This is a genomic window from Bradyrhizobium ontarionense (assembly GCF_021088345.1).
Lineage (GTDB): Bacteria > Pseudomonadota > Alphaproteobacteria > Rhizobiales > Xanthobacteraceae > Bradyrhizobium > Bradyrhizobium ontarionense.
Map to the genome: position 1 here is coordinate 7,288,443 of NZ_CP088156.1, position 21,950 is coordinate 7,310,392.

At 64.5% G+C, this 21,950-nt stretch carries 13 protein-coding genes; 6 read left to right on the forward strand and 7 right to left on the reverse strand.

Annotated elements, in window-relative coordinates; all coding sequences use genetic code 11:
* The first annotated feature begins 32 nt into the window (after positions 1–32).
* The 4 genes from LQG66_RS31980 to LQG66_RS31995 all read left to right on the forward strand — a co-directional run bounded on the left by LQG66_RS31980 (position 33) and on the right by LQG66_RS31995 (position 4,642).
* Positions 33–2,750 (forward strand): sensor histidine kinase, encoded by a 2,718-nt coding sequence (locus LQG66_RS31980; RefSeq protein ID WP_231319790.1) that lies wholly within the window; start codon positions 33–35, stop codon positions 2,748–2,750.
* Positions 2,747–3,436, forward strand: coding sequence for a response regulator transcription factor (locus LQG66_RS31985; protein WP_231319791.1), 690 nt, complete (start codon positions 2,747–2,749; stop codon positions 3,434–3,436). The genes LQG66_RS31980 and LQG66_RS31985 overlap by 4 nt, the downstream gene beginning before the upstream one ends.
* Before the next feature lie 555 nt (positions 3,437–3,991).
* The gene (locus tag LQG66_RS31990; RefSeq protein ID WP_231319792.1) at positions 3,992–4,135 is read left to right on the forward strand and encodes a hypothetical protein; all 144 of its coding nucleotides are present in this window, start codon (positions 3,992–3,994) and stop codon (positions 4,133–4,135) included.
* Between the two features lie 240 nt (positions 4,136–4,375).
* Positions 4,376–4,642: a DUF6496 domain-containing protein gene (locus LQG66_RS31995; protein WP_231319793.1), complete on the forward strand. Its 267-nt coding sequence runs from the start codon at positions 4,376–4,378 to the stop codon at positions 4,640–4,642.
* 125 nt (positions 4,643–4,767) lie between these two features.
* Here the strand turns inward: LQG66_RS31995 and ku are convergent, their stop codons facing one another.
* Positions 4,768–5,649, reverse strand: a complete 882-nt coding sequence (gene ku / locus LQG66_RS32000) for a non-homologous end joining protein Ku (protein ID WP_231319794.1) — start codon at positions 5,647–5,649, stop codon at positions 4,768–4,770.
* A 714-nt stretch (positions 5,650–6,363) separates the two neighbouring features.
* Here ku and ligD point away from each other — a divergent pair.
* A complete protein-coding gene (gene ligD / locus LQG66_RS32005; protein WP_231319795.1) occupies positions 6,364–9,051 on the forward strand; it encodes a DNA ligase D in 2,688 nt (895 codons plus the stop codon).
* A gap of 119 nt (positions 9,052–9,170) precedes the next feature.
* Here the strand turns inward: ligD and LQG66_RS32010 are convergent, their stop codons facing one another.
* Positions 9,171–9,335: a DUF3309 family protein gene (locus tag LQG66_RS32010; protein ID WP_015664932.1), complete on the reverse strand. Its 165-nt coding sequence runs from the start codon at positions 9,333–9,335 to the stop codon at positions 9,171–9,173.
* 165 nt (positions 9,336–9,500) lie between these two features.
* Between LQG66_RS32010 and LQG66_RS32015 the strand changes: the two genes are divergently transcribed.
* Positions 9,501–9,812: a polyhydroxyalkanoic acid system family protein gene (locus tag LQG66_RS32015; RefSeq protein WP_231319796.1), complete on the forward strand. Its 312-nt coding sequence runs from the start codon at positions 9,501–9,503 to the stop codon at positions 9,810–9,812.
* Here the strand turns inward: LQG66_RS32015 and treY are convergent, their stop codons facing one another.
* The 5 genes from treY to treS are packed head-to-tail and all read right to left on the reverse strand — an operon-like array spanning position 9,813 to position 21,909.
* A complete protein-coding gene (gene treY, locus LQG66_RS32020) occupies positions 9,813–12,620 on the reverse strand; it encodes a malto-oligosyltrehalose synthase (RefSeq protein WP_231319797.1) in 2,808 nt (935 codons plus the stop codon). It abuts the gene before it with no gap.
* 2 nt (positions 12,621–12,622) lie between these two features.
* The gene (treZ, locus tag LQG66_RS32025) at positions 12,623–14,392 is read right to left on the reverse strand and encodes a malto-oligosyltrehalose trehalohydrolase (protein WP_231319798.1); all 1,770 of its coding nucleotides are present in this window, start codon (positions 14,390–14,392) and stop codon (positions 12,623–12,625) included.
* Positions 14,389–16,464: a glycogen debranching protein GlgX gene (gene glgX / locus LQG66_RS32030; RefSeq protein WP_231319799.1), complete on the reverse strand. Its 2,076-nt coding sequence runs from the start codon at positions 16,462–16,464 to the stop codon at positions 14,389–14,391. The genes treZ and glgX overlap by 4 nt, the downstream gene beginning before the upstream one ends.
* 4 nt (positions 16,465–16,468) lie before the next feature.
* Complete coding sequence (gene glgB / locus LQG66_RS32035) at positions 16,469–18,607, reverse strand: 1,4-alpha-glucan branching protein GlgB (protein WP_231319800.1); 2,139 nt, start codon at positions 18,605–18,607, stop codon at positions 16,469–16,471.
* Positions 18,604–21,909 carry a maltose alpha-D-glucosyltransferase gene (gene treS / locus LQG66_RS32040; RefSeq protein ID WP_231319801.1) on the reverse strand — a complete coding sequence of 1,102 codons (3,306 nt, stop codon included), beginning with the start codon at positions 21,907–21,909 and terminating at the stop codon, positions 18,604–18,606. Before treS ends, glgB begins: the two co-directional genes overlap by 4 nt.
* Positions 21,910–21,950 lie beyond the last annotated feature (41 nt).

Genomic DNA, 21,950 nt, shown 5'->3' on the forward strand with positions numbered 1-21,950 from the left:
TGGCGCTGGGGGCGCCTTGTCTATAATGCCGCATGGCCAATCTTCGCCGCGACTCCGATCATAGACCTTCGCCGGACGCGCTGCTTGCGGCGGTCCGGCGCGAGGAAAGCCCGGTCGGCAAGCTCAAGATCTTCGTCGGCGCCGCCCCCGGCGTCGGCAAGACCTACGAGATGCTGTCGAGCGCCCATGCCAGGATGAAGGCCGGCATCGATGTCGTGGTCGGCTTCGTCGAGACCCATGGACGCGCCGAGACCGAGGCGCTGGTCCGTGGCCTCGAAATGATCCCGCGCAAGCGCATCACCTACAAGGACCAGATCATCGAGGAGATGGATCTGGATGCCGTGATCGCGCGCCGCCCGAAGCTCGCGATCGTCGACGAGCTCGCCCACACCAACGCCGCCGGCAGCCGGCATCCCAAGCGTTATCTCGACGTCGAGGAGCTGCTGTCGCATGGCATCGATGTCTACACGGCGGTCAACGTCCAGCACATCGAGAGCCTCAACGACGTCGTCGCCCAGATCACCCATGTCCGTGTGCGCGAGACCGTGCCGGACTCGATTCTCGATCGCGCCGACGCCATCGAGCTGATCGATCTCACGCCCGATGACCTGATCCAGCGGCTGAAGGAGGGCAAGGTCTATGTGCCCAAGCAGGCCGAGCGCGCGCTGGAGCATTATTTCTCGCCGGGTAACCTGACCGCATTGCGCGAGCTGGCGCTGCGCCGCACCGCCGAGCGGGTCGACGAGCAACTGCTCGACCACATGCAGGCCCACGCCATCGCGGGACCGTGGGCCGCCGGCGAGCGCATTCTCGTCTGCATCTCCGACGACCCGCGCGCGGCCGGCCTGGTGCGTTATGCCAAGCGGCTCGCCGACCGCGTCCATGCGCCCTGGACCGCGGTGACGATCGAGACCCGGCGCAATCTGCAGCTCTCGGATGCGCAGCGCGACCGTCTCGCCGACACGCTACGGCTCGCCGAGACGCTGGGCGGCGAGGCGCTGGCCATTCCCGGCGTCGGCCGCCGGATCGCCGACGACCTGATCAGCTTCGCGCAAGGCAACAACGTCACCCAGATCATCATCGGCAAGGCCAGCCGCTCGCGCCTGTTCGAGATCATCCGGGGCTCGGTGGTGCACGACCTGGTGCGCCGCGCCGGCAACATCAGCATTCATGTCATCGCCGGCGATGAAGCTGCGGAGACGACGAATACGCCGGTGCAGACCCGTGCGCTGAGCGAGCCGCTGCGGCCACAGCCCTATCTGATGGCGCTGCTGATCACGGCGGTCGGCCTTGGCCTCGCCGAGCTGATCCAGCCCTTCTTCGGCATCGAGAACGTCGATCTGGTGTTTCTCACGGCCGTTGTCGGCGTCGCCGTCCGCTATGGATTGTGGCCGTCGCTGCTGGCGAGCCTGGCAGCCTCGCTCAGCTACAACTTCTTTTTCCTGCCGCCGATCTACACCTTCACGATCACCGATCCGACCAACGTCGCGGCGTTCTTCTTCTTCATGCTGATCGCGATCCTGGTGTCCAACGTCGCGGCGCCGGTGCGCGTGCAGGCCGATTCGGCCACCATGCGGATCCGCACCACCGAGCAGCTCTATGCCTTCAGCCGCAAGCTTGCGGGCACCGCGACCTTGGACGACGTGCTGTGGGCCACGGCCTATCAGGCCGCACTGATGCTGAAGGTCCGCGTCGTGCTGCTGCTGCCGCAGGATGGCAAGCTCGTGGTCATGACCGGCTACCCGCCGGAGGATCAGCTCGACGACGCTGATCTCGCCGCGGCCAGCTGGGCCTTTGCCAACGACCGCGCTGCGGGGCGCGGCTCCGACACGTTGCCGGGGGCGAAGCGCCTGTTCCTGCCGATGCGCACCGGGCGCGGGCTGATCGGCGTCATCGGCATCGACGACGACCGCACCGGGCCGCTGCTGACCCCCGATCAGCGCCGGCTGCTCGATGCGCTGATGGACCAGGGCGCGCTGGCCATCGAGCGCGTGCTGCTGGTCGAGGACATGGACAAGGTCAAGCGCACGATGGAGCAGGACCGGCTGCGCTCGGCGCTGCTCACCTCGATCTCGCACGACCTCAAGACGCCGCTAGCCTCCGTGCTCGGCGCCGCGTCGACGATGCGCGACCTCGCCGCGCGGCTGTCGGAGCAGGAGAAGCTCGACCTGCTCGCGACCGTCATCGACGAGTCCGAGCGGCTCAATCGCTTCATCGCCAATCTGCTCGACATGACCAAGCTCGAATCCGGCGCGATCGTGCCGAACACGGCGCTGCATGATCTCGGCGAGATCATCGGCAGCGCGCTGCGCCGCGCGAGCAAGATCCTGTCCGGCCACAAGGTGGCGCTCGCGTTAGCCGCCGACCTGCCGATGCTCGAGCTCGACGCGGTGTTGTTCGAGCAGGTGCTGTTCAACCTGCTCGACAACGCAGCCAAATACGCGCCTGCCGATACGACCATTGAATTGCGCTCGCAGCGCGAGGGCTCATGGGTCGTGCTCGAGGTGTGCGACGAAGGCGAGGGCATTCCGCCGGAAGAGGTCGATCATGTGTTCGACAAGTTCTATCGCGTGCAGAAGGGCGACCAGGTGCGACCCGGCACCGGGCTCGGGCTCGCGATTTCGCGCGGCTTCGTCGAGGCGATGCACGGCCGCATGACTGCCGGCAATCGCGCCGATCGCAGCGGCGCCGTGCTCACCATCCGCCTGCCGGTGCCGGCGCAGGTCAGACCGCTGGATACCGCCGCATGACCGGTGCTCCGATCAAGGTGCTCGTCATCGATGACGAGCCGCCGATCCGCAAACTCCTGCGGATGGGGCTGACGACGCAAGGTTACGACATTCTCGAAGCCTCGAATGGCAAGGTTGCGCTGGATCTGCTCGCGCAGGAGCCCGCCTTGATCATTCTCGATCTCGGCCTGCCGGATATCGACGGCCTCGAATTGCTGAGGACCATCCGCGGGCGCAACGAGGGGGTCCCCGTCGTCGTGCTGTCGAGCCGGGGCGACGAGGCCGGCAAGGTGCAGGCGCTCGATCTCGGCGCCGACGACTACATCACCAAGCCGTTCGGGATGGACGAGCTCTTGGCCCGCATGCGCGCGGCGTTGCGTCACCAGTTGCAGGTGAAGGGCGAACGGCCGGTATTTCGCACCGGGGATCTCTCCGTCGATCTCGTGCGCCGGATCGTCAAGGTCGGCGAGCGCGAGGTCAAGCTGTCGCCCAAGGAATATGATCTGCTCCGGGTTCTCGTGCAGCATGCGGGCAAGGTGCTGACCCATCGTTTCCTGCTCAAGGAACTGTGGGACGAATTGACCGACGCGCAATATCTACGCGTCTACGTGCGGCAGCTGCGGCAGAAGATCGAGGCCGATCCCGAACGGCCGCAATTCGTGCTGACCGAGACCGGCATCGGCTACCGGCTGCGCGCACCGGACTAGGGTCGTATCGGTCGGTTGCGTCATGTCGTTGAGGAGACGTTGTCTTCGGCGACGCCCGTCTCCTCCGCGCGCGAGCATCTGCGTTCGATGAGCGTCATCGTCCAAAAGGGGCGCCATTGTGACGAGCGATCGCCCTCGTGTCGGGCAGAATCTCCTTTCGTGAAATTCTAGTGAACGTGCCGTTTTGACCATCAGCTCGCATCGCTTTGCGTCAGGATGCGCCATCGCCGTTCGATCTTGGAATTCATCGATGATCGAGACCCTCGTCTTGTCGGCTGATGGAGGGAGACAAATCATGCTCGAGATTCAGTCCGGACGAGTTCAGCCCGTCAGACCGCGTTGCCGCTTCGAAATGGAGGCGGGTACGCATTCAGGCGAGGCGTTCTGCGTGTTCGATCTGCCCGGATGTCGGACGTGTCCGAAATCGCGCCACATGGTCCGGACCTTGGGAGATTCGGAAGACCCCATGAATTCGAAGACGTTGCGCGCATGGATTGCCTGCCTGCGCCGCTCGGCCCTAGACGTCGTTCTCGACTCCAATCGTTGAGGTCGGCCATGGACGAATATGTTCATCTGCAGAATCTGATCCTGTTGAAGAAGCGTCTCGCTGAACCACAAGATGAATCGCAGCGGACGGTGCTCCTGAAATTGCTGGCTGACGAGGAGGCACGGGTGCCGTCGACGAAAAAGTCTTCTTAGGCAGCCGCGTCGTCCCAGGGCAGCGAATTTGAAGTCCAGTTGCGTGGGATCATCCGTCAAAGCGTTCCGAAGGAATTCCAGCGGAAGTCGACACCCGCTACGCCGCTGGCGGATCTGCTGCGATGGCCTGACTGATCCAGCGCTGTGGACGCGGTAACGTCGCGACGTTGCCGCTCTGTGATGCTCGTTGGAACTTTCCCCGGGTGCTGCAATTGATCGGTCGCAACCGGGAGAAAGCGGATGGCACGACAGTACTCACCCAAGGCATCGGCCAAGGTCGGCCGCGCCATGAAGAAGCGCAAGGCCGGCACGCTGCGCAGCGGCTCGGGTCGCAAGGTGAAGAGCCGCAAGCAGGCGATCGCGATCGGTCTTTCGGAAGCGCGGCGCGAAGGCAAGAAGGTGCCGCCGAAGAAGGGCGCGCGGTCGTCGGCGAAGAAGACGGCCAAGAAGGCGTCGAAGACGTCCACCAAGAAGACCACGAAGAAGAAGTCATCGAAGAAGCGCTGAGGCCATGATCAGAATGCGCGGAGTCCCGGCATCGCGTAGCCCGGATGAGCGGAGCGATATCCGGGTTCACGCCTGCAGCTCGTGAGACCCCGGATGTCGCTCCGCTCATCCGGGCTACGGCCTCGTCATCCTGCCTTGCGCTGTCGCGCTGCCGAGCGGTGCGCCTTCTTCGCGGGACGTCGATGCGCACTCGGTCGCCGTGATGTTGCGCGTGAGGTCTTCTTGTTGCCTTTGCTCTTCAGGCTCTGCTTCAGCGCATCCATCAGGTTGACGACGTTGTCGGGCCGCTCCTCCGGCTCCGGCAGCTTGATCGGCTTGCCCGCGGCCTTGCGCTTCACCAAAGCTTTCAGCGCGGTCTCGTACTGGTCCTTGAACTCCGAGGGATCGAAATGCGCCGCCTTGGTCTGCAGGATGTGGCCGGCCAGCTCGATCATGTCCTTGGTGATCTTCGGCGCCTTGATGTCGCCGAAGAATTCGGCCGCGTCGCGCAGTTCGTATGGGAAACGCAGCGTCGTACCGAGCATGCCCTTGCCCATCGGCTCGATGGCGATGACGTGCTCGCGGTTGGTCAGCACGATCCGCGCCAGCGCGACGCGGCCCTGGTCCTTCATCGCGTCGCGAATGACGGCGAAAGCGTCGAGCGCCGCCTTGCCGTCCGGGGCAATGTAATAAGGATGATTGAGATAACGCTGGTCGATCTCGTCGCGCGGCACGAAGCTGTCGATGTCGATGGTGTGGTTGCTCTCGATCTGGACCGCCTCGAGCTCCTCCGGCTCGATCTCGACATACTGCCCTTTGGATAGCTCGTAGCCGCGGCCCTTCTGCTCGCCTTCGACGATATCGCCGGTCTCGGCATCGACCATCTGTTGCTTGAGCCGGTTGCCGGTCTCGCGGTTGATCAGATGGAAGCGCGTCTTCTCGACCGAGGTCGAGGCTGGATAGAGCACGACGGGGCAGCTGACCAGGGACAGTTTGAGCGAACCTTTCCAATAGGCGCGGGGGGCCATCGTGTTCTCCGTGTGCTACCAGGATTGATGTGCAACGGACAGACGCTGGTGCGGGTTCCCTGCGAGCGACGAGGGAGATGATCGGCAGCGCAGCTGTCATTTGCCCGTCGGGTTACTTTGTCGCAGCAAATGGTCCTTGCGCCGTCGGGCAAATCAGATCGATCTTTCCGCGCATCCCGCCCCATGCAGAGGGGCGTACGCGTCGTCACGATACGTAGGGGTGGGATGCGATGGCCGGGACGGCAGCGTGCGCATGGATGTGCGCCGACGAGCGCTGTGTTTCGGACGCGAAGTCGCGTGGTCCTGGCGCCCCGATGCTGGCGTCAAGTTCGTGACGCCTTCTGACGAGGCGCGCGGGCGACGGTGGCTAACAGGCCGGACACCGGGGAGAGCGCGAAGTAAGCGTTAGAACCATCGCGCAGGGAGGGCCGGGTCGTTCCGGCTGAACCTGTGGTTCCTGCCCCGTGCATTTTTTCCGCACTGGGGGCCACGGGTGCCAGTCGGCACCCGGCCTTCCCTGCACCCTCTCGATCCGTAGAAGGTCGCCTACCGTCACCCCCGGGCAATGAATGCCGCGGGAACGCGGAACTTTGCCTGGCGTTATCGACGTGATGGAGTCCGGAGGCGGGCGGTGACGAGCTGGCGGGTGCCGGCCCCGGCCGGTTCCAGGACGCCTCCCGCTTTGCTACGCTCGGCTCAACGCGAGGGATCACCGTGGCGATCGAGAAGCTTTCCACCTATCGCAAGAAGCGCGACTTCGAGAAGACGGCGGAGCCGTCGGGCGAGGCCAAGGTCGCCCGCGCCGGGCGGCCGCGCTTCGTGATTCAGAAGCACGATGCGACGCGGTTGCATTACGATTTGCGGCTGGAATTCGGCGGCGTCTTCAAGTCGTGGGCCGTCGCGAAGGGACCGTCGCTCGATCCCCATGACAAGCGGCTTGCGGTCGAGGTCGAGGACCACCCGCTCGATTACGGCGATTTCGAAGGCACGATCCCGGAAGGCGAGTATGGCGGCGGCACGGTGATGCTGTGGGATCGCGGCTATTGGGAGAGCGAGGATCCCGAGCGCGGCTTCAAGAAGGGCGACCTGAAATTCACGCTCGATGGCGAGAAGCTGCATGGCAGCTGGGTGCTGGTGCGGATGCGCCACGATCGCACCGGGGGTAAACGCACCAACTGGCTGCTCATCAAGCACCGCGACGAATTCGCCAGGGAAGGCGAGGCCAACGACATCCTGGAGGCCGACAAATCGGTCGCTTCGGGACGCACGATGGAGCAGATCGCTGCCGGCAAGGGCACGGCGCCAAAGCCGTTCATGCTCCGCAAGACGCGGCGGATGAATGCCGACGCGGTCTGGCACTCCAATCGCAGCGACAGCAAGGCAACATCGAAGACAGCTTCATCGGGGAAATCCAAGGCGACGAAAGCCCGCGTGGAGCCGAAGGCGGTGACGCCGCGAACGGTGTCATCGCTGCCGGACTTCGTAGCTCCCGAGCTATGCACCCTGGTCGCACAGCCGCCGAGCGGCGAGGGTTGGGCGCACGAGATCAAGTTCGACGGCTACCGCGTGCAGATCAGGATCGAAAGTGGCGAGGTGACGTTGAAGACGCGGAAGGGCCTCGACTGGACCGCCAAGTTCAGCGCGATCGCCGACGAAGCCGCCAAGCTGCCGGACGCCATCATCGACGGCGAGATCGTCGCGCTCGACAAGGACGGCAATCCGAATTTCTCGGCGCTGCAGGCGGCGATCTCTGCCGGCCAGACCGACGAGCTGATCTTCTTTGCCTTCGACCTGATGTTTGCCGAAGAGTTCGATCTGCGCCGCCAGCCCTTGCGTGAGCGCAAGGCATGGCTTGCCAGGCTGTTGAAGGCGAACATCAAGGGCAGGGCGCCGCGCATCCGCTATGTCGAGCATTTCGAGAGCGACGGCGAGGCCGTGCTGGAGTCGGCGCGCAAGCTCGCGCTCGAGGGGATCGTCTCGAAGAAGCTGGATTCGGCCTATCACTCCGGGCGCACCGAAAGCTGGACCAAGGCCAAGACCCGCCCCGGTCACGAGGTCGTCATCGGCGGATGGAAGACCACCAACGGCAAATTCCGTTCGCTGATGGTCGGCGTCAACAAGGATGATCATCTGGCTTATGTCGGCATCGTCGGCACCGGCTTCGGCCAGGACACGGTGAAGGAGCTCATGCCCGCGCTCAAGGCGGCCGCCTCCGACAAGAGTCCGTTCAGCGGCAAGAACGCTCCGCGTGGGGCGCGCGAGGTGCATTGGCTCAAGCCCAGGCTTGTTGCCGAGATCGAATTCGCCGGCTTCACGGGCGACGGCAATGTCAGGCAGGCCTCATTCAAGGCGCTGCGCCGGGACAAGCCGGCGGCTGAGGTCGTGGCCGAGGATCCGGTCATGACGACAAACGTCACGAAGCCGGTCGCTCGTGCCGCTGCGACTGTCGCGGCGGGTGGCACCACGGTGCACAAGACACCCTCGCGGACCAAGAGCGGCGCCGTGGTGATGGGTGTCGCGATCTCCAAGCCCGACAAGGCGCTGTGGCCCGATGCCGGCGATGGTCAGCCGGCCACCAAGCTCGATCTCGCGCGCTATCTGGAAGCCGTCGGCGACTGGATGATCGGCCATCTGAAGGGGCGGCCGTGCTCGATCGTCCGCGCGCCCGACGGCATCGCCGGTGAGACGTTCTTCCAGCGCCACGGCATGCAGGGGACATCCGACCTGCTCGAACTGGTCAAGGTGTCGGGCGACCGCAAGCCCTATCTGCAGATCGATCGCGTCGGAGGTCTGATCGCCGTCGCCCAGGTCGCCGGCGTCGAGCTGCATCCTTGGAATTGCGCGCCCGGCGCCTACGACGTGCCGGGGCGTCTGGTGTTCGATCTCGATCCGGCGCCGAACGTCGCCTTCGAGGAGGTGATCGCCGCGGCCAAGGAGATGCGCGAGCGTCTGAAGAGCCTGGGCCTGGAGAGCTTCTGCAAGACCACGGGCGGCAAGGGCCTCCACGTCGTCACGCCGCTGCTGTACGGCGCGCGTGACAAGGTGACGTGGCCGGAGGCGAAGGCGTTTGCGCAGGGCGTGTGCCAGTGGATGGCCAACGACAGCCCGGATCAGTTCCTGCTCAACATGTCCAAGAAGATGCGCAAGGGAAAGATCTTCCTCGACTATCTGCGCAACGACCGGATGGCGACGGCCGTGGCCGTGCTGTCGCCGCGTGCTCGCGAGGGCGCGACCGTGTCGATGCCGCTGAGCTGGACGCAAGTCAAGAATGGGCTCGATCCCAAGCGCTACACGATCCGCACGGTGCCGGCGCTGCTGGCGAAGACCAAGGCGTGGCAAGGCTATGATGATGCCGCCGGATCGATCAAGCCGGCGATCAGGAAGCTTGCGACCGAAGCGTGAGAGGCGAGGAAGGTGCCAGAGGAAGGCACCAAGGAAGGCGCTGAGCACGGTGCGCTCGGCACTTCGGGCAGACATGGCGTCGCCATGTCTGCCCGGGCCGATCAGTTCGAGTCGATGGCTCAGATTCGTCCGAGCAGAACCAGGATCAGGATGATGACGATGATCAGGCCGAGACCGCCGCCGCCGTAATAGCCGGTGCCATAGAACGGACCGCCGCCGATGCCGGAGAAGCCGCCGAGCAGTGCGATGATCAGAATGATCAGAATGATAGTGCCGATTGACATGTGCTTCCCTCCAGAGCCCGGCAGCAGGCCATACGTAGATCTGCCTTCGGCGAGGAAACTGGTCGGAACTCGGAAAGTTCCAGGTTCCGACCAGGTAAATGTCGGGTGTATCTTTGCGGTCGTGGTGGCCCATCACTACATACAGCTGGTTGTTAGGAGGTCGCGATGTCAAGGCCGCTTGTCGTTTCCATTCCGCATCGCCTGGGCAAAGACGAGGCCGTCCGCCGGCTGCAGTCCGGGTTGAGCCGGGCGGCGAGCAGCATTCCGGTCCTGAAGGTCGATGAAGAACGCTGGGACGGCGACAGAATGGTGTTTCGTGTTCGCGCGCTCGGCCAGGCGGCTTCGGGGCACGTCGACGTCGCCGAGGATCACGTGCGGGTCGAGGTCGTGTTGCCCTGGTTGTTGCAGCGCTTCGCCGAGGCGGCGCAGGCCGCCATTCGTAGCCGTGGCCAGCTGCTGCTGACGAAGAAGAGCTGATCAGTTGGATGCTGCGGAGGCCGCCGGCTGACGTTTCCCAGGCTGCTCGGCAGCCGCCTCGGTCCGCGCCGGAATGATCGCCGCGGGCAGATGAGTGAAGATGTTGGAGACCGCCAGGACGCCGTGTTGAATGGCTGGGGCCGTATAGCCGGTCACGTGCACCGTCGCATCGAAAGCGTCGGCATGAGGCCAGGCCCGGCCGTTGTCGGTGAACGCAGCAAAGCGCCGCGCGGTCACGACGATGGCGGCCTCGCGCCGGCGGCGGCGCGCGAAGGCGATGATGTGATCGGCATCGCGGCCGGTCACTTCGAGCGGCTGATAGGCGCCGTCGGTGAACACGGAGGCCTGCTCGTTGCGTATCTTGAGCAGATGCCGCGTCCAGGCCAGCTTGATGCGGCCATCGGGCCAATGCTCTGCCAGCTGCGTCCAGTCCGGGCTCTCGCATTGGCGCAGCGCGCTCTCGCGCGCGGCAAAATCGACCGGGCGCCGGTTGTCGGGATCGACCATCGACAGATCCCAGAACTCGGTCCCCTGGTAGAAGTCGGGCACCCCGGGCATGGTCGCCTTCAGCGTCAGCTGTGTCAGCGAATTCAGCGCGCCCAGCAGCGCCAGCCGCTTCGCCATCGTTTCCAGCGACTGCAGGAATTCCGGCGAATGGCCCGGATCCAGAATGCGCGCGATGAAGACCTTCAGGCCCGTTTCATAGGCCTCGTTGGGGTTGTGCCAACTGGTCTCCTCCTTGCCTTCGCGCGCGGCCTTCAAGGCATAGGCCTGCAGCCGCTCGGCAAGGCCGTCGTCCGCGCCGGTCGTGGGCCAGATGCCGACCAGGGTCTGGTACAGCATGTACTCGAACGCGGCCGAGGGAGCGCGCATGTTGCCTTCGGTGACGACGCTTGGCGCGTTCAGCGTCTTCCAGCGCGCAACTGCCGAGGTCCAGTCGTTGGGCAGCTCGGTGATGGCGGCGAGGCGCGTGCGGGCATCCTCGCCGCGCTTGGTGTCGTGCGTGGCGGTGGCCGTCATGCCGTGCGGCCAGTGCTTCGCCCGTTCCTGCATCAGCTTGTGGAAGTCGGCGATTGCCAGAGCATGCGCCGCAGGATCGCCGCCGACCTCGTTGAGCGCGAGCAGCCGGTGGAAGCGATAGAATCCGGTGTCCTCCAGCGACTTCGCCATCACCGGGCCCGTGAACTGCTGCACCTTCCAAGCGAAGCGGCGTACGCGCGGGACGCTGTGAGAGGTGTTGCGGTCGCGCTCGATGAGATCCATCGTCAGCGCGTCGCGCAGGAAGTCGAAGATCGATCCGTCAGACGCGAACCACTCGGCGCGCGCCTTTTCGATCGCGTGGTCGATCAGCTTGCGATCGGCCTCGCTCGGGGCGGCTGTGGTGAGATAGGTGCGATAGACGGGGAAGTGCAGCACATAGAGCTCGAGTGCCCGGCGCAGGCTGTCTTCCGAATAGTCTCGCGTGGAGTAGTGGCCGTTGGCGATCCGCGCCAGGAGCCGCGTCAGCACGGTGAACTCGCTGGTCAGCAGCGTCTCCAGCACGCGCCGCTTGGCCTCCTTGATGACCGGCGCCAGCTTCGGGGGGGTGTTGCTGATCTGTCGCCAGATCTCGTCGAGCGGCTCCAGACCGCTGCCGTCGATCAGCAGCTGCGTGATGACGTTCATCCATTCATAGCCGGTGGTGCCGTGCACGCCGGCGAACTTCGGCAGCTTCTCGTGCTCGCAGAGGATCTTCTCGATCACGACGTAAAACGGGCCGTCGGCCGAACCGCGGGCATCGCGGACCAGGCGGCGCAGCCGCTGGAAGTACTGAGCGGGATCGCGCAAACCATCGATGTGGTCGAGCCGAAGTCCGTGCAGCTGGCCGTTGGCGATCAGCCTCTTCACCAGCCGGTGGATCGCCTCGAACGTACCGGCATCCTCGATGCGCAGGCCCGCGAGCGTGTTGACGTCGAAGAAACGGCGGTAGTTGATGTCGCTGGACGCAAGCCGCCAGTGTCCGAGCTTGTAGTTCTGCCGTTCCAGGAGGTGGTGCAAGGCGTGCGTCTGCGCCGGCCGGTCCTCGCCGGCCCTGTAGGCCGACAGGCCGCGGGCGATGATCTCGGCCGCGCCCGGAATGGCTTTGAGCGCGGCCTTGAAGCCTGGCGCTTCCTTGCGGTTGGGATGGCGCAGGCCGCGATAGCGCGAGGCGAGCTCGAGGACCGCTTGGCCGGCCTCGCTCTGCTCCTCGCCGGCTTCCTTGACGATGATGCGCAGCATCTCGCCGTAGCGCTCCGGCGCGATCGGCAGGCGATGCTCGAAGTACCAGCAGGAGAAGCTGCCTTCGTCCGGGTCGTAGCGCAGCTCGATGTCGCCGTGATCGAGTGCATGGCCGTACGACGTGCCGATGATCGGCAGCAGCACCCCGCCGCGCGCGCGATATGGCAGCTGGTCCCAGTCGATGTCGAACGAGGCCGCATGCGGCGACGCCGGGCCCCATTCGAGCACGTCGAGCCACCACGGATTGTCGTCGAAATGCACGCCGACATGGTTCGGCACGAAGTCGAGGATGAGGCCGAGATCGTGCTCTGTCAGCGCCGCGCTGAGTTTGGCAAATCCGTGCTCACCGCCGAGCTCCGGATTGAGCTGGGAATGGTCGGTAATGTCATAACCGTGCGTCGAGCCCTTGCGCGCCTTCATGAAGGGCGAGGCGTAGACATGGCTGATGCCGAGCGCCTTCAGATAAGGCACGACGCGCGTCGCCGCCTCGAAGTCGAAATCGGCAGTGAGCTGCAGGCGGTACGTGGCGAGCGGAATGGCCGGAGGCATGGCTATCCTCCGATGCTCCAGAACACGGACCATGCTGGCAGGCGTTCACCGGGCGTGCCGCCCCAGATCGGCGTGCCCGAGAATTCGTTTGAGGGCGCGGCGATCGCCTTATCCGAGACATTGGCCAGCAGCCTCAGTCTCGTGCCGTCGCCCATCACCCAATGGGCGGTCAGGCGGCCATCATCGGTCACGTCAGCTTCACCGAAGGTCGCGCCCGGCAGCCGCGGCGCCACATGCCTGTGGCGCACGGCGAGCAGATCGCGCACCAGCACCAGCCGTTCGCGGCCGGCCGGTTCATGGCGGGCGTTCCAGTCGATGATCGCGGATTTGAAGGTCTCGACGTCGAGGGGGTCCGGGACCTCGTCGCCATATTTGGCGTATGCCCACTCGTATTCCCTGCGCCGTCCCTTGCGCACCGCGTGCGCGAGATCGCCATGGAAGTCGCAGAAGAATGGGAACGGCTGCTTGGAGCCCCACTCTTCGCCCATGAACAGCATCGGGACCATTGGAGCGAGGAGGGTCACCGCCAGCGCAGCCGCGATCCCCGCCGGCGGCGCCAGCGCCTCCAGCCTGTCGCCGAATACGCGGTTGCCGATCTGGTCGTGGTTCTGCAGGAAATTGACAAAGGCACCGGGGGCCAGATGACCGCTCGGCTCACCCCGTGGATCGCCGCCCCAGAACGCCGCCGGCTCGCCCTGGTAGACGAAGCCGGAGCCGAGCGCGCGTGCGAGGTCGCCGCGCGGCGACTGCTGATAGTCGCCGTAGTAGCCGCCGCTTTCAGCGGTCAGCATCACGTGCCAGGCGTGGTGATAGTCGTCGTTCCACTGCGCGCGGAACTTGCCGCGCGGCGGATCTTCCGCGGCGTCCAGCATGCTGGCGCGATTGTCGCCGTTTTCGAGCACGAGATGGATGTGCCGTCCCGTCGCTTCGGCGAGCTTGCCGACGGCGGCGCTCAGCTCGTGCAGCAACGGCACCTCATCATCCTTGGTGGCAAGGATGTGATTGACCGCGTCGAAGCGGAGGCCGTCGAACCGATAATCCGAAAGCCAGTGCAGTGCGTTTTCGATCGCGAAGGCGCGCACCTCCGGCCGCCGGTAGTCGATGGCGCTGCCCCACGGCGTATGCGCGTCGGTGAAGAAGGTCGGTGCATACAGGCCGATGTAGTTTCCCTCGGGGCCGAAGTGATTGTAGACCACGTCGAGAAACACCATCACACCGCGAAGATGCGCCTCGTCGATGAGGGCGCGGAGATCGTCGGGACGACCATAGGCGCTGTCCGGCGCGTAGAGCAGCACACCGTCATAGCCCCAGTTGCGCTGGCCGGCAAAATCCGCCAGCGGCATCAGCTCGAGCGCGGTGATACCGGTCTCGACGAGATGATCGAGCTTGTCGATCATCGCGCGATAAGTGCCTTCCGGCGTGAAAGTGCCGACATGGCTCTCGAGGAACACCGCGTCCTGCCAGGGGCGGCCGCGCCAATCCTTGGCACGCCAGGCGTAAGCGCCGTGATCGATGACCTCGCTCGGACCGAATACGTCCTCCGGCTGGAAGTCCGAGCCGGGATCCGGCACGTCGATCTCATCGTCGATGCGAAACTTGTACGTCGCACCGGCGCCGATCCCGGCGACATCGAGCGCATACCAGCCGCCATCCAGGCGCTGCATCGCGTACTTCTTGTCGAGCACCAGATCGACGCGCTCGGCGGCAGGCGCCCACAGCCGGAACGCGACGCAGTGCTTGGTGATTTCGGGCCCGAACCGGCGCGCGGTCATGACAGGCCCGCATACGCCAGAACGGAGCGCGGCGGCGCCTTGAGCTCGGCACCAGAGGCGAAGTCGATCGGTTTCTGCTGGACTTCGGTGGTGTTGAGGACCTGTTGCCACGTCTTGTATTCGGCGAGCTTGGGCAAATTGAATCCGATCTCTTCGGGGGCGGCGTTGAGAACGATAAAGATCGGAGCCTGCTCCTGTTCCACCGGCGCGAGCACATAGGCGAGAAATCGACCGTCGGGAAAGGTCCAGTCCGTTTGCGTCATTTCTTCTGCCGACGGCGTCAGCCACAGCACGCCGAAACTGCCGTCCGAGCGGCGGCCGTCGAGCCAGCGGCGCGCGCGAATCTGGCCGAAGCGGCGGCGCAGCTCGGTCATGTGCGCGATGAAGTCGATGAGGTCGTCGCCCTCGCGGCCCGTTCCGCTCCAATCCACCCAGCCGACCTCGTTGTCCTGGCAATAGGCGTTGTTGTTGCCGTGCTGCGAATTGCCGACCTCGTCCCCGGCGAGCAGCAGCGGCAGTCCCTGGGCGAGGAACAAACAGGCGAGCTGATTCTTGCGCAGCTGTCGGCGCAGCGCAGTGATCGCGGGATCGTCGGTCGGTCCCTCATGGCCGCAATTGTTGCTGTGGTTGTCGTTGGAGCCGTCGCGATTGTCCTCGCCGTTGGCCTCGTTGTGCTTGCTGTTGTAGCTGAACAGATCGGCCAGGGTGAAACCATCATGGACGGTGACGTGGTTGACACTGGCGCGTTGGGTGCGGCCGTCATGATTGAAGATGTCCGACGAGCCGGTCATGCGCCCCGAAACCTCGCCGATCAGGCTGCCTTCACCACTCCAGTAGCGGCGCATGGCGCTGCGATAGCGGTCGTTCCACTCCGACCATTGCGAGGGGAAGGCGCCGACCTGGTAGCCACCGAGACCGACATCCCATGGTTCGGCGACCAGCTTGACGCTGGCCAGCACGGGGTCCTGGCGGATGGCCGTCAGAAAGCCGCTCCTCCGGTCGAAGCCGTGCTTCTCGCGGGCCAGCGTCGTGGCGAGATCGAAGCGGAAACCGTCGACGTGGCAGACCTCGACCCAGTAGCGCAGCGAGTCCATCACCATCTGCAGCACGCGCGGATGGGTCAGGTTGACGGACGAGCCGCAGCCGGTGAAGTCATCGTAGAACCGGGGATCCTCGGGCTTCAGCCAGTAGTAGGACGCGTTGTCGATACCCCGATAGCACAGCGTCGGTCCGAGATGGTTGCCCTCGGCGGTATGGTTGTAGACGACGTCGAGCATCACCTCGATGCCGGCGTCGTGCAGGCGCGCCACCGTCGTTCTGAAAGCATCGAGCGGATTGTCCTGCGCGTAGCGCGGCTCCGGCGCGAAGAACGAGATGGTGTTGTAGCCCCAGTAGTTGACCAGCTTCTTCTCGACCAGCATGCGGTCGTCGATGAAGGCGTGGATCGGCAGCAGCTCGACCGTCGTGACGCCGAGCCGCTTCAGATGCTTGATCATCGCCGGCGACGACAGGCCACCATAGGTGCCGCGCAGGTTGGGCGGGATGTCGTCGCGTTTGTTGGTCAGGCCCTTGATGTGGGCCTCGTAGATGATCGTGTCTTCCCAGGGAATTTGCGGGCGCATCTCGCGCCGGCCCCAGTTGAAGGTCTCGTCGATGACGACCGCCTTGGGCATCCCGCGGGCGTTGTCGCGCCGGTCGAAGGAGAGATCCTCGCGCGGCGAGCCGGCGCGATAGGCGAAATGGGCGTCGCTCCAGACAAGGCGCCCGGCCAGCCGCTTCGCATAGGGGTCGAGCAGGAGCTTGTTGGCATTGAAGCGATGGCCGCGTTCCGGCTCATAGGGACCGTAGACGCGGTAGCCATAGAGCTGCCCCGGCGAGACGTCGTTGAGATAGCCATGCCAGACGTCCTCGGTGCGCTCGGGCAGCTCGATCCGCTCGATCTCCCGTCGGCCCTGGCTGTCGAACAGGCAGAGCTCGACCTTCTCGGCGTTGGCCGAAAACAGCGCAAAATTAGTCCCTCGTCCGTCCCAGGTGGCACCGAGACGGGCATGACTTCCTGCCGACAAACGCATTGCGTCAGGCTTCCGGGACGAGAAATACCGCTGCCATGGGCGGGAGGATGAGGTTGAGCTGGTTGTCTTCTGAGGCATGGACCTGGCCGACATTGCCGACATTGCTGCCGCCATAGTGCAGGGAGTCTGAATTGAAAACTTCCCGCCATTTGCCGCCGAACGGCACGCGGACCCGGTAATTGTAATACACGTTGGGCGAAAAGTTCACGATCACGACGCAACGCGCGCGTGGATCGAAGCCTTTTCTCACCCAGGCGAAGGCATTGCGGTCGGCGTCGTCGGTGATCAGCCATTCGAAGCCGTCCGGCTCGCAGTCCCGCTCATGGAGCGCCGGCTCGTTGCGGTAGAGATGGTTGAGGTCGCGGATCAGGGCCTGGATGCCGGCATACTTGGCATCACCGAGCAGGTGCCAGTCGAGCGAGGAATCGTGATTCCACTCGCGCTCCTGAGCGAGTTCGCAGCCCATGAACAGCAGTTTCTTGCCCGGATGCCCGAACATGAAGCTGTAATAGGCGCGCAAGTTCGCGAAGCGCTGCCAGTCGTCTCCCGGCATCCGGCCGAGGATCGAGCGCTTGCCGTGCACGACCTCGTCATGCGACAGCGGCAGGATGAAATTTTCGGAAAATGCGTAGTGTAGCCCGAACAGAATCTCGCCGTGATGGTATTTGCGATGGATCGGATCCTTGCTGACATAGCCCAGGGTGTCGTGCATCCACCCCATGTTCCATTTGTAGCCGAAGCCGAGGCCGCCCATGTCGACCGGCCGTGACACCTGCGGCCAGGCGGTGGATTCCTCGGCCGCCGTGGTCGCCTGCGGAAAATGACCGAACAGCTCGATGTTGACCCGGCGCAGGAATTCGATCGCGTCGAGGTTCTCGCGTCCGCCATACTTGTTCGGAATCCAGCCGCCCGAGGGACGGCTGTAGTCGAGATAGAGCATCGAGGCGACCGCGTCGACGCGCAGGCCATCGATGGCGTAACGCTCCAGCCAGAACAGCGCATTGGAGCGCAGGAAGTTGGCGACTTCGGTGCGGCCGAAATTATAGATCAGGGTGCCCCAGTCGAGATGTCGGCCCTGCATCGGATTGGCATGCTCGTAAAGCGCCGTGCCGTCGAAATGCCCGAGGCCATGCGGATCGTCGGGGAAATGGCCAGGCACCCAATCGAGCCACACCGCAAGCCCCTCGCGATGGCAGGCGTCGATCAGCGCGCAGAAATCCTCCGGGGTGCCGAAGCGGCTGGTCGGTGCGAACAGGCCGGTCGGCTGATAGCCCCAGGAGCCGTCGAACGGATGCTCGCTGACCGGCAGGAATTCGACATGCGTGAAGCCCATGTCGCGGACATAGGCGGGCAGTTGCTCGGCCAGCTCGCGATAGGTGAGCCACTGATTATCGTCCTTGCGTCGCCAGGACCCGAGATGCACCTCGTAGATCGAGACCGGCTTGTGCAGCTTGTTGACGTCATCGGGCGCTGGCCGCGGCCGCGGCAGTCGCGTTTCGTCCAGCACGATCGATGCGGTCTTGGGGCGCAGCTCGGCCGCGAACGCCATCGGATCGGCCTTCAGCGGCAGGTGCTCGCCCTGCGGGCCGATGATGTCGAACTTGTAGTGATCGCCGGCCTTGGCGCGGGGGATAAACAGCTCCCAATAGCCATTGCCGCGAACACGCATCGGGTGGCGGCGCGCGTTCCAGAAGTTGAAATCCCCGACCACGCTGACGCGCCGAGCGTTGGGGGCGAGCACGACGAAGCCCACTCCCTCGACGCCGTCGAGCACCATCGGATGTGCGCCGAGCTTGTCGTAGAGCCGCTCGTGGTTGCCCTCGCCGAGCAGATGCAGGTCGAAATCGCTCAGGATCGGCAGGAAGCGATAGGGGTCATCGAGGTCGGTGACGTCATCGCCGAAGGTGGCCCGAAGCCGGTAGCGCTGGGGAGACGACATGGTTCCGGTGAACAGGCCGGCGTCATGAATGCGCGAAAGCGGCGCGACTTCACCTTGCTCACCGACCGCCTCGACCCGGGAGGCCTCGGGCAGGAAGGCGCGCACGACGGTTCTGCCGTCCACACTGTGCTGACCGAGATAGCGAAACGGGTCGGCATGCCGACCTTCTACGATCGCAAACGCCTCGGGAGAAAGATGGGTCATGAGCACTCGCTGGCTGATGCTGGCACGGAGAGGACGCGAAGCAGGTTGCCCAGCGCGACGCGTAGCCAATCCGGCCGGTGAGCCAAGTCATATTCAAGCGCTCCGATCGCTTTTTCCAGCATGAAAAAGTTAAGGAGCGCCTCCGCGGTGTGCGGATCGTCGGGCCAGAGGCGCTGATTGGCCTTGATCTCGCGATAACCGGCCAGAAAGGCAGTGGTCGCGTGATCGCGCCAGTCCGAAAGCGCGGCTGCAAGCCTGCCGTGATCATCCGGGCCGGCTCTCAGGACGCGTTCCAGCGCGACACGAACCGAGCAATCGATCGAGCGCAGGAAGCCGGCAATGTCGCGAGCGGGCGGCGCCTTGCGCCGGCGTTCGGCGAGCGGCTGCTCCTCATCGCCGTCGAAATCGATGATGAAGATGTCATCCTTCACGATTATGATCTGGCCGAGATGGAAATCGCCATGCACGCGGATGCCGCAGCCGCCGACATGGTGCGAGATCAACGTGCTCAACTGCTCCGACAGCTCGGCGCGCCTGGCGAGCACCTGATCGACCAGCCCCCGTTCGGGGTCCTTGAGCTGGTCGCGGTGCTCGCTCAAGCCCGCCAAGACGCGGCCAGCCTGGGCGCGAAGCCGGTCGATCCAATGATCAAGATCGTCTGCTGTGGTCGGCTCCGGGGCGAAATCGGCCAGATCGCCGCGAGAGGCCAGCGCGGCATGCAGCTCGCCGACCCGCCGACCCGCCTGCGTCATGTAGCGCAGGTAAGGCGGCTGCTCCTCGCTCTGGCGCTCGTCCCCGCTGGCCGCGAACACGCGCTGGTCGTCGACGAAGCGGTCGAGATAGGCCGCGGTGACGGTCCAGCCGTCTCCCTGGTTCTCGACGAAGCCATGGACGCTGCTGACCGTCCAGCTCCCGCCGTCCTGGATCATCTCGACGCCGCCGAGCAGCGGCGGCACGTTTGGGAAGCCGACGATTTCAGTCAGGAAGACGCCGATATCGATTTCGGGATGGACGCCGGCCTCGAGCTCGCGATGAATCTTGATGAAGAACTCGTTGTTGACGACAGCCTTGGTGCTACAGCGGTCGGTCTCGATCACGCGGACCTGCTCGGATTCACGGATGGGCCTGTCGGGAAACTTGGAGGTCGGACGGAATTCCAGCCGCAGGCCGTTCTCTTCGACCGTGAGCGATTGTCCGAGATTGCGCAGCAGCAGTGCGAGGAAGATCGGACTCGTCGCGGCGTCGAGCAGGGTGCCTTCGCGGGCGCCTTGGCGCACGGCGGCAAAGGCGTGCGGATTGTAGCGCTCGCGATCGAAGCGAACCCAGTCGATCTGCATCGGCAGCAGATAGCGCAGCTGCTCTTTCCGCTCGGCGGCCTTGAAGAAGATCAACCAGGGCCGGTTGTCACCGATGTCGCAGAATGGAATCGCGGACGTCAAGGTCGGATGAATCGCCTCTGCCGAACGGTCCGAATACCAGCGCGTGCGCGCGAGATGGCCGGGCAGCACGTCGCGCTCGAACACGCTGCGCGTGCGCGCGAGCGTCACCCAGGTCGAGCCGAGCGGTACCACCAGTGTCTCGAATTCCGGCACCACGCGTTGGATGACGGGTTCTGACTTGTCGCGCTCCTTCAGCTCGAACCAGTAGAAGCCGTAAGGCGCCAGCGTGATCATGTAGGGCCGCTCGCCGATCGCAGGAAAGCGCGAACGGCCCAACATCTCGTTCGGCACGCGATCCTTGAAGGCGGAAAGGTCGAGCTCGGTCGCCTGCGCCGAACGCGACAGATTGGCGACGCAAAGGATGACCTCGTCCTTGTACTGCCGCACATAGGCCAGCACGGACCGGTTGGCGGGCCGGATGAAGCTCATGGTGCCGCGGCCGAACGCGAGCGTCGACTTGCGGACCGAGATCAGCTTCTTGGTCGCGTTCAACAGTGACGAGAGACTGCGCGACTGCGCCTCGACGTTGACGGCTTCATAGCCATAGACGGGGTCCATGATCATCGGCGCATAGAGCCGTGCCGGATCGGCGCGGGAGAAGCCGCCATTGCGGTCCGGCGTCCACTGCATCGGCGTGCGCACGCCGTTGCGGTCACCGAGATAGATGTTGTCGCCCATGCCGATCTCGTCGCCGTAATAGATGATCGGCGTACCCGGGAACGACAGCAGCAGCGAGTTCATCAGCTCGATTTTGCGCCGGTCGTTGTCCATCAGCGGCGCCAGGCGCCGGCGGATGCCGACATTGATCCGCGCGCGCGGATCATTCGCATAGGTCGACCACAAATAGTCGCGCTCGACGTCGGTCACCATTTCCAAGGTCAGCTCGTCATGGTTGCGGAGGAACAGCGCCCATTGGCAGGTCGCGGGAATGTCGGGCGTCTGGCGCAGGATGTCGGTGATCGGGAAACGGTCCTCCTGCGCGATCGCCATATAGATGCGCGGCATCAGCGGGAAGTGATAGGCCATGTGGCATTCGTCGCCCTGGCCGAAATATTCCTGCACGTCCTCCGGCCATTGGTTGGCCTCGGCCAACAGCAGCTTGTCCTTGGCGTAATTGTCGAGCTCGACCCGCAGGCGCTTAATGATCGCATGCGTCTCGGGAAGGTTCTCGTTGTTGGTGCCGTCGCGCTCGCAGAGGTAGGGGATGGCATCGAGCCGGAAGCCGTCGACGCCGGCATCGAGCCAGCGCTTCATCACCTGGATGATGGCGTTGACCACGCGCGGATTGTCGAAGTTGAGGTCCGGCTGATGCGAGAAAAAGCGATGCCAGTAGAACTGGCCGGCTTCCGGATCCCAGGTCCAGTTGGACTTCTCGGTATCGGTGAAGATGATTCGCGTGCCGAGATATTTCTGGTCGGTGTCGCTCCAGACATACCAGTTGCGGGCGCTGGAGCCGGGCGGGCTGCGCCGGGCGCGCTTGAACCAGTGGTGCTGGTCGGAGGTGTGGTTGACCACGAGCTCGGTGATCACCCGCAGCCCGCGCCGCTTGGCCTCCTGGATGAAGCGCTTGAAATCCTTCATCGTCCCGAAATCGGGATTGATGCTGCCGTAATCGGCGATGTCGTAGCCATCGTCACGGCCGGGGGAAGGATAGAACGGCAACAGCCACAGCGTGGTGACGCCGAGGTCCTGCAGATAATCGAGCTTGTCGGTCAGGCCGGCGAAGTCGCCGACGCCGTCATTGTTGCTGTCGGCGAAGGCTTTGACGTGCAGCTGGTAGATGATCGCATCCTTGTACCAGAGACCGTCGCCATCGGTCGTCGTCACGAGGTCGGTCGCATCCAGAGACGACATCACGTTCATGGGGCTCTCACCGGACGGAGGATAGTGAATCGGCTGTGATC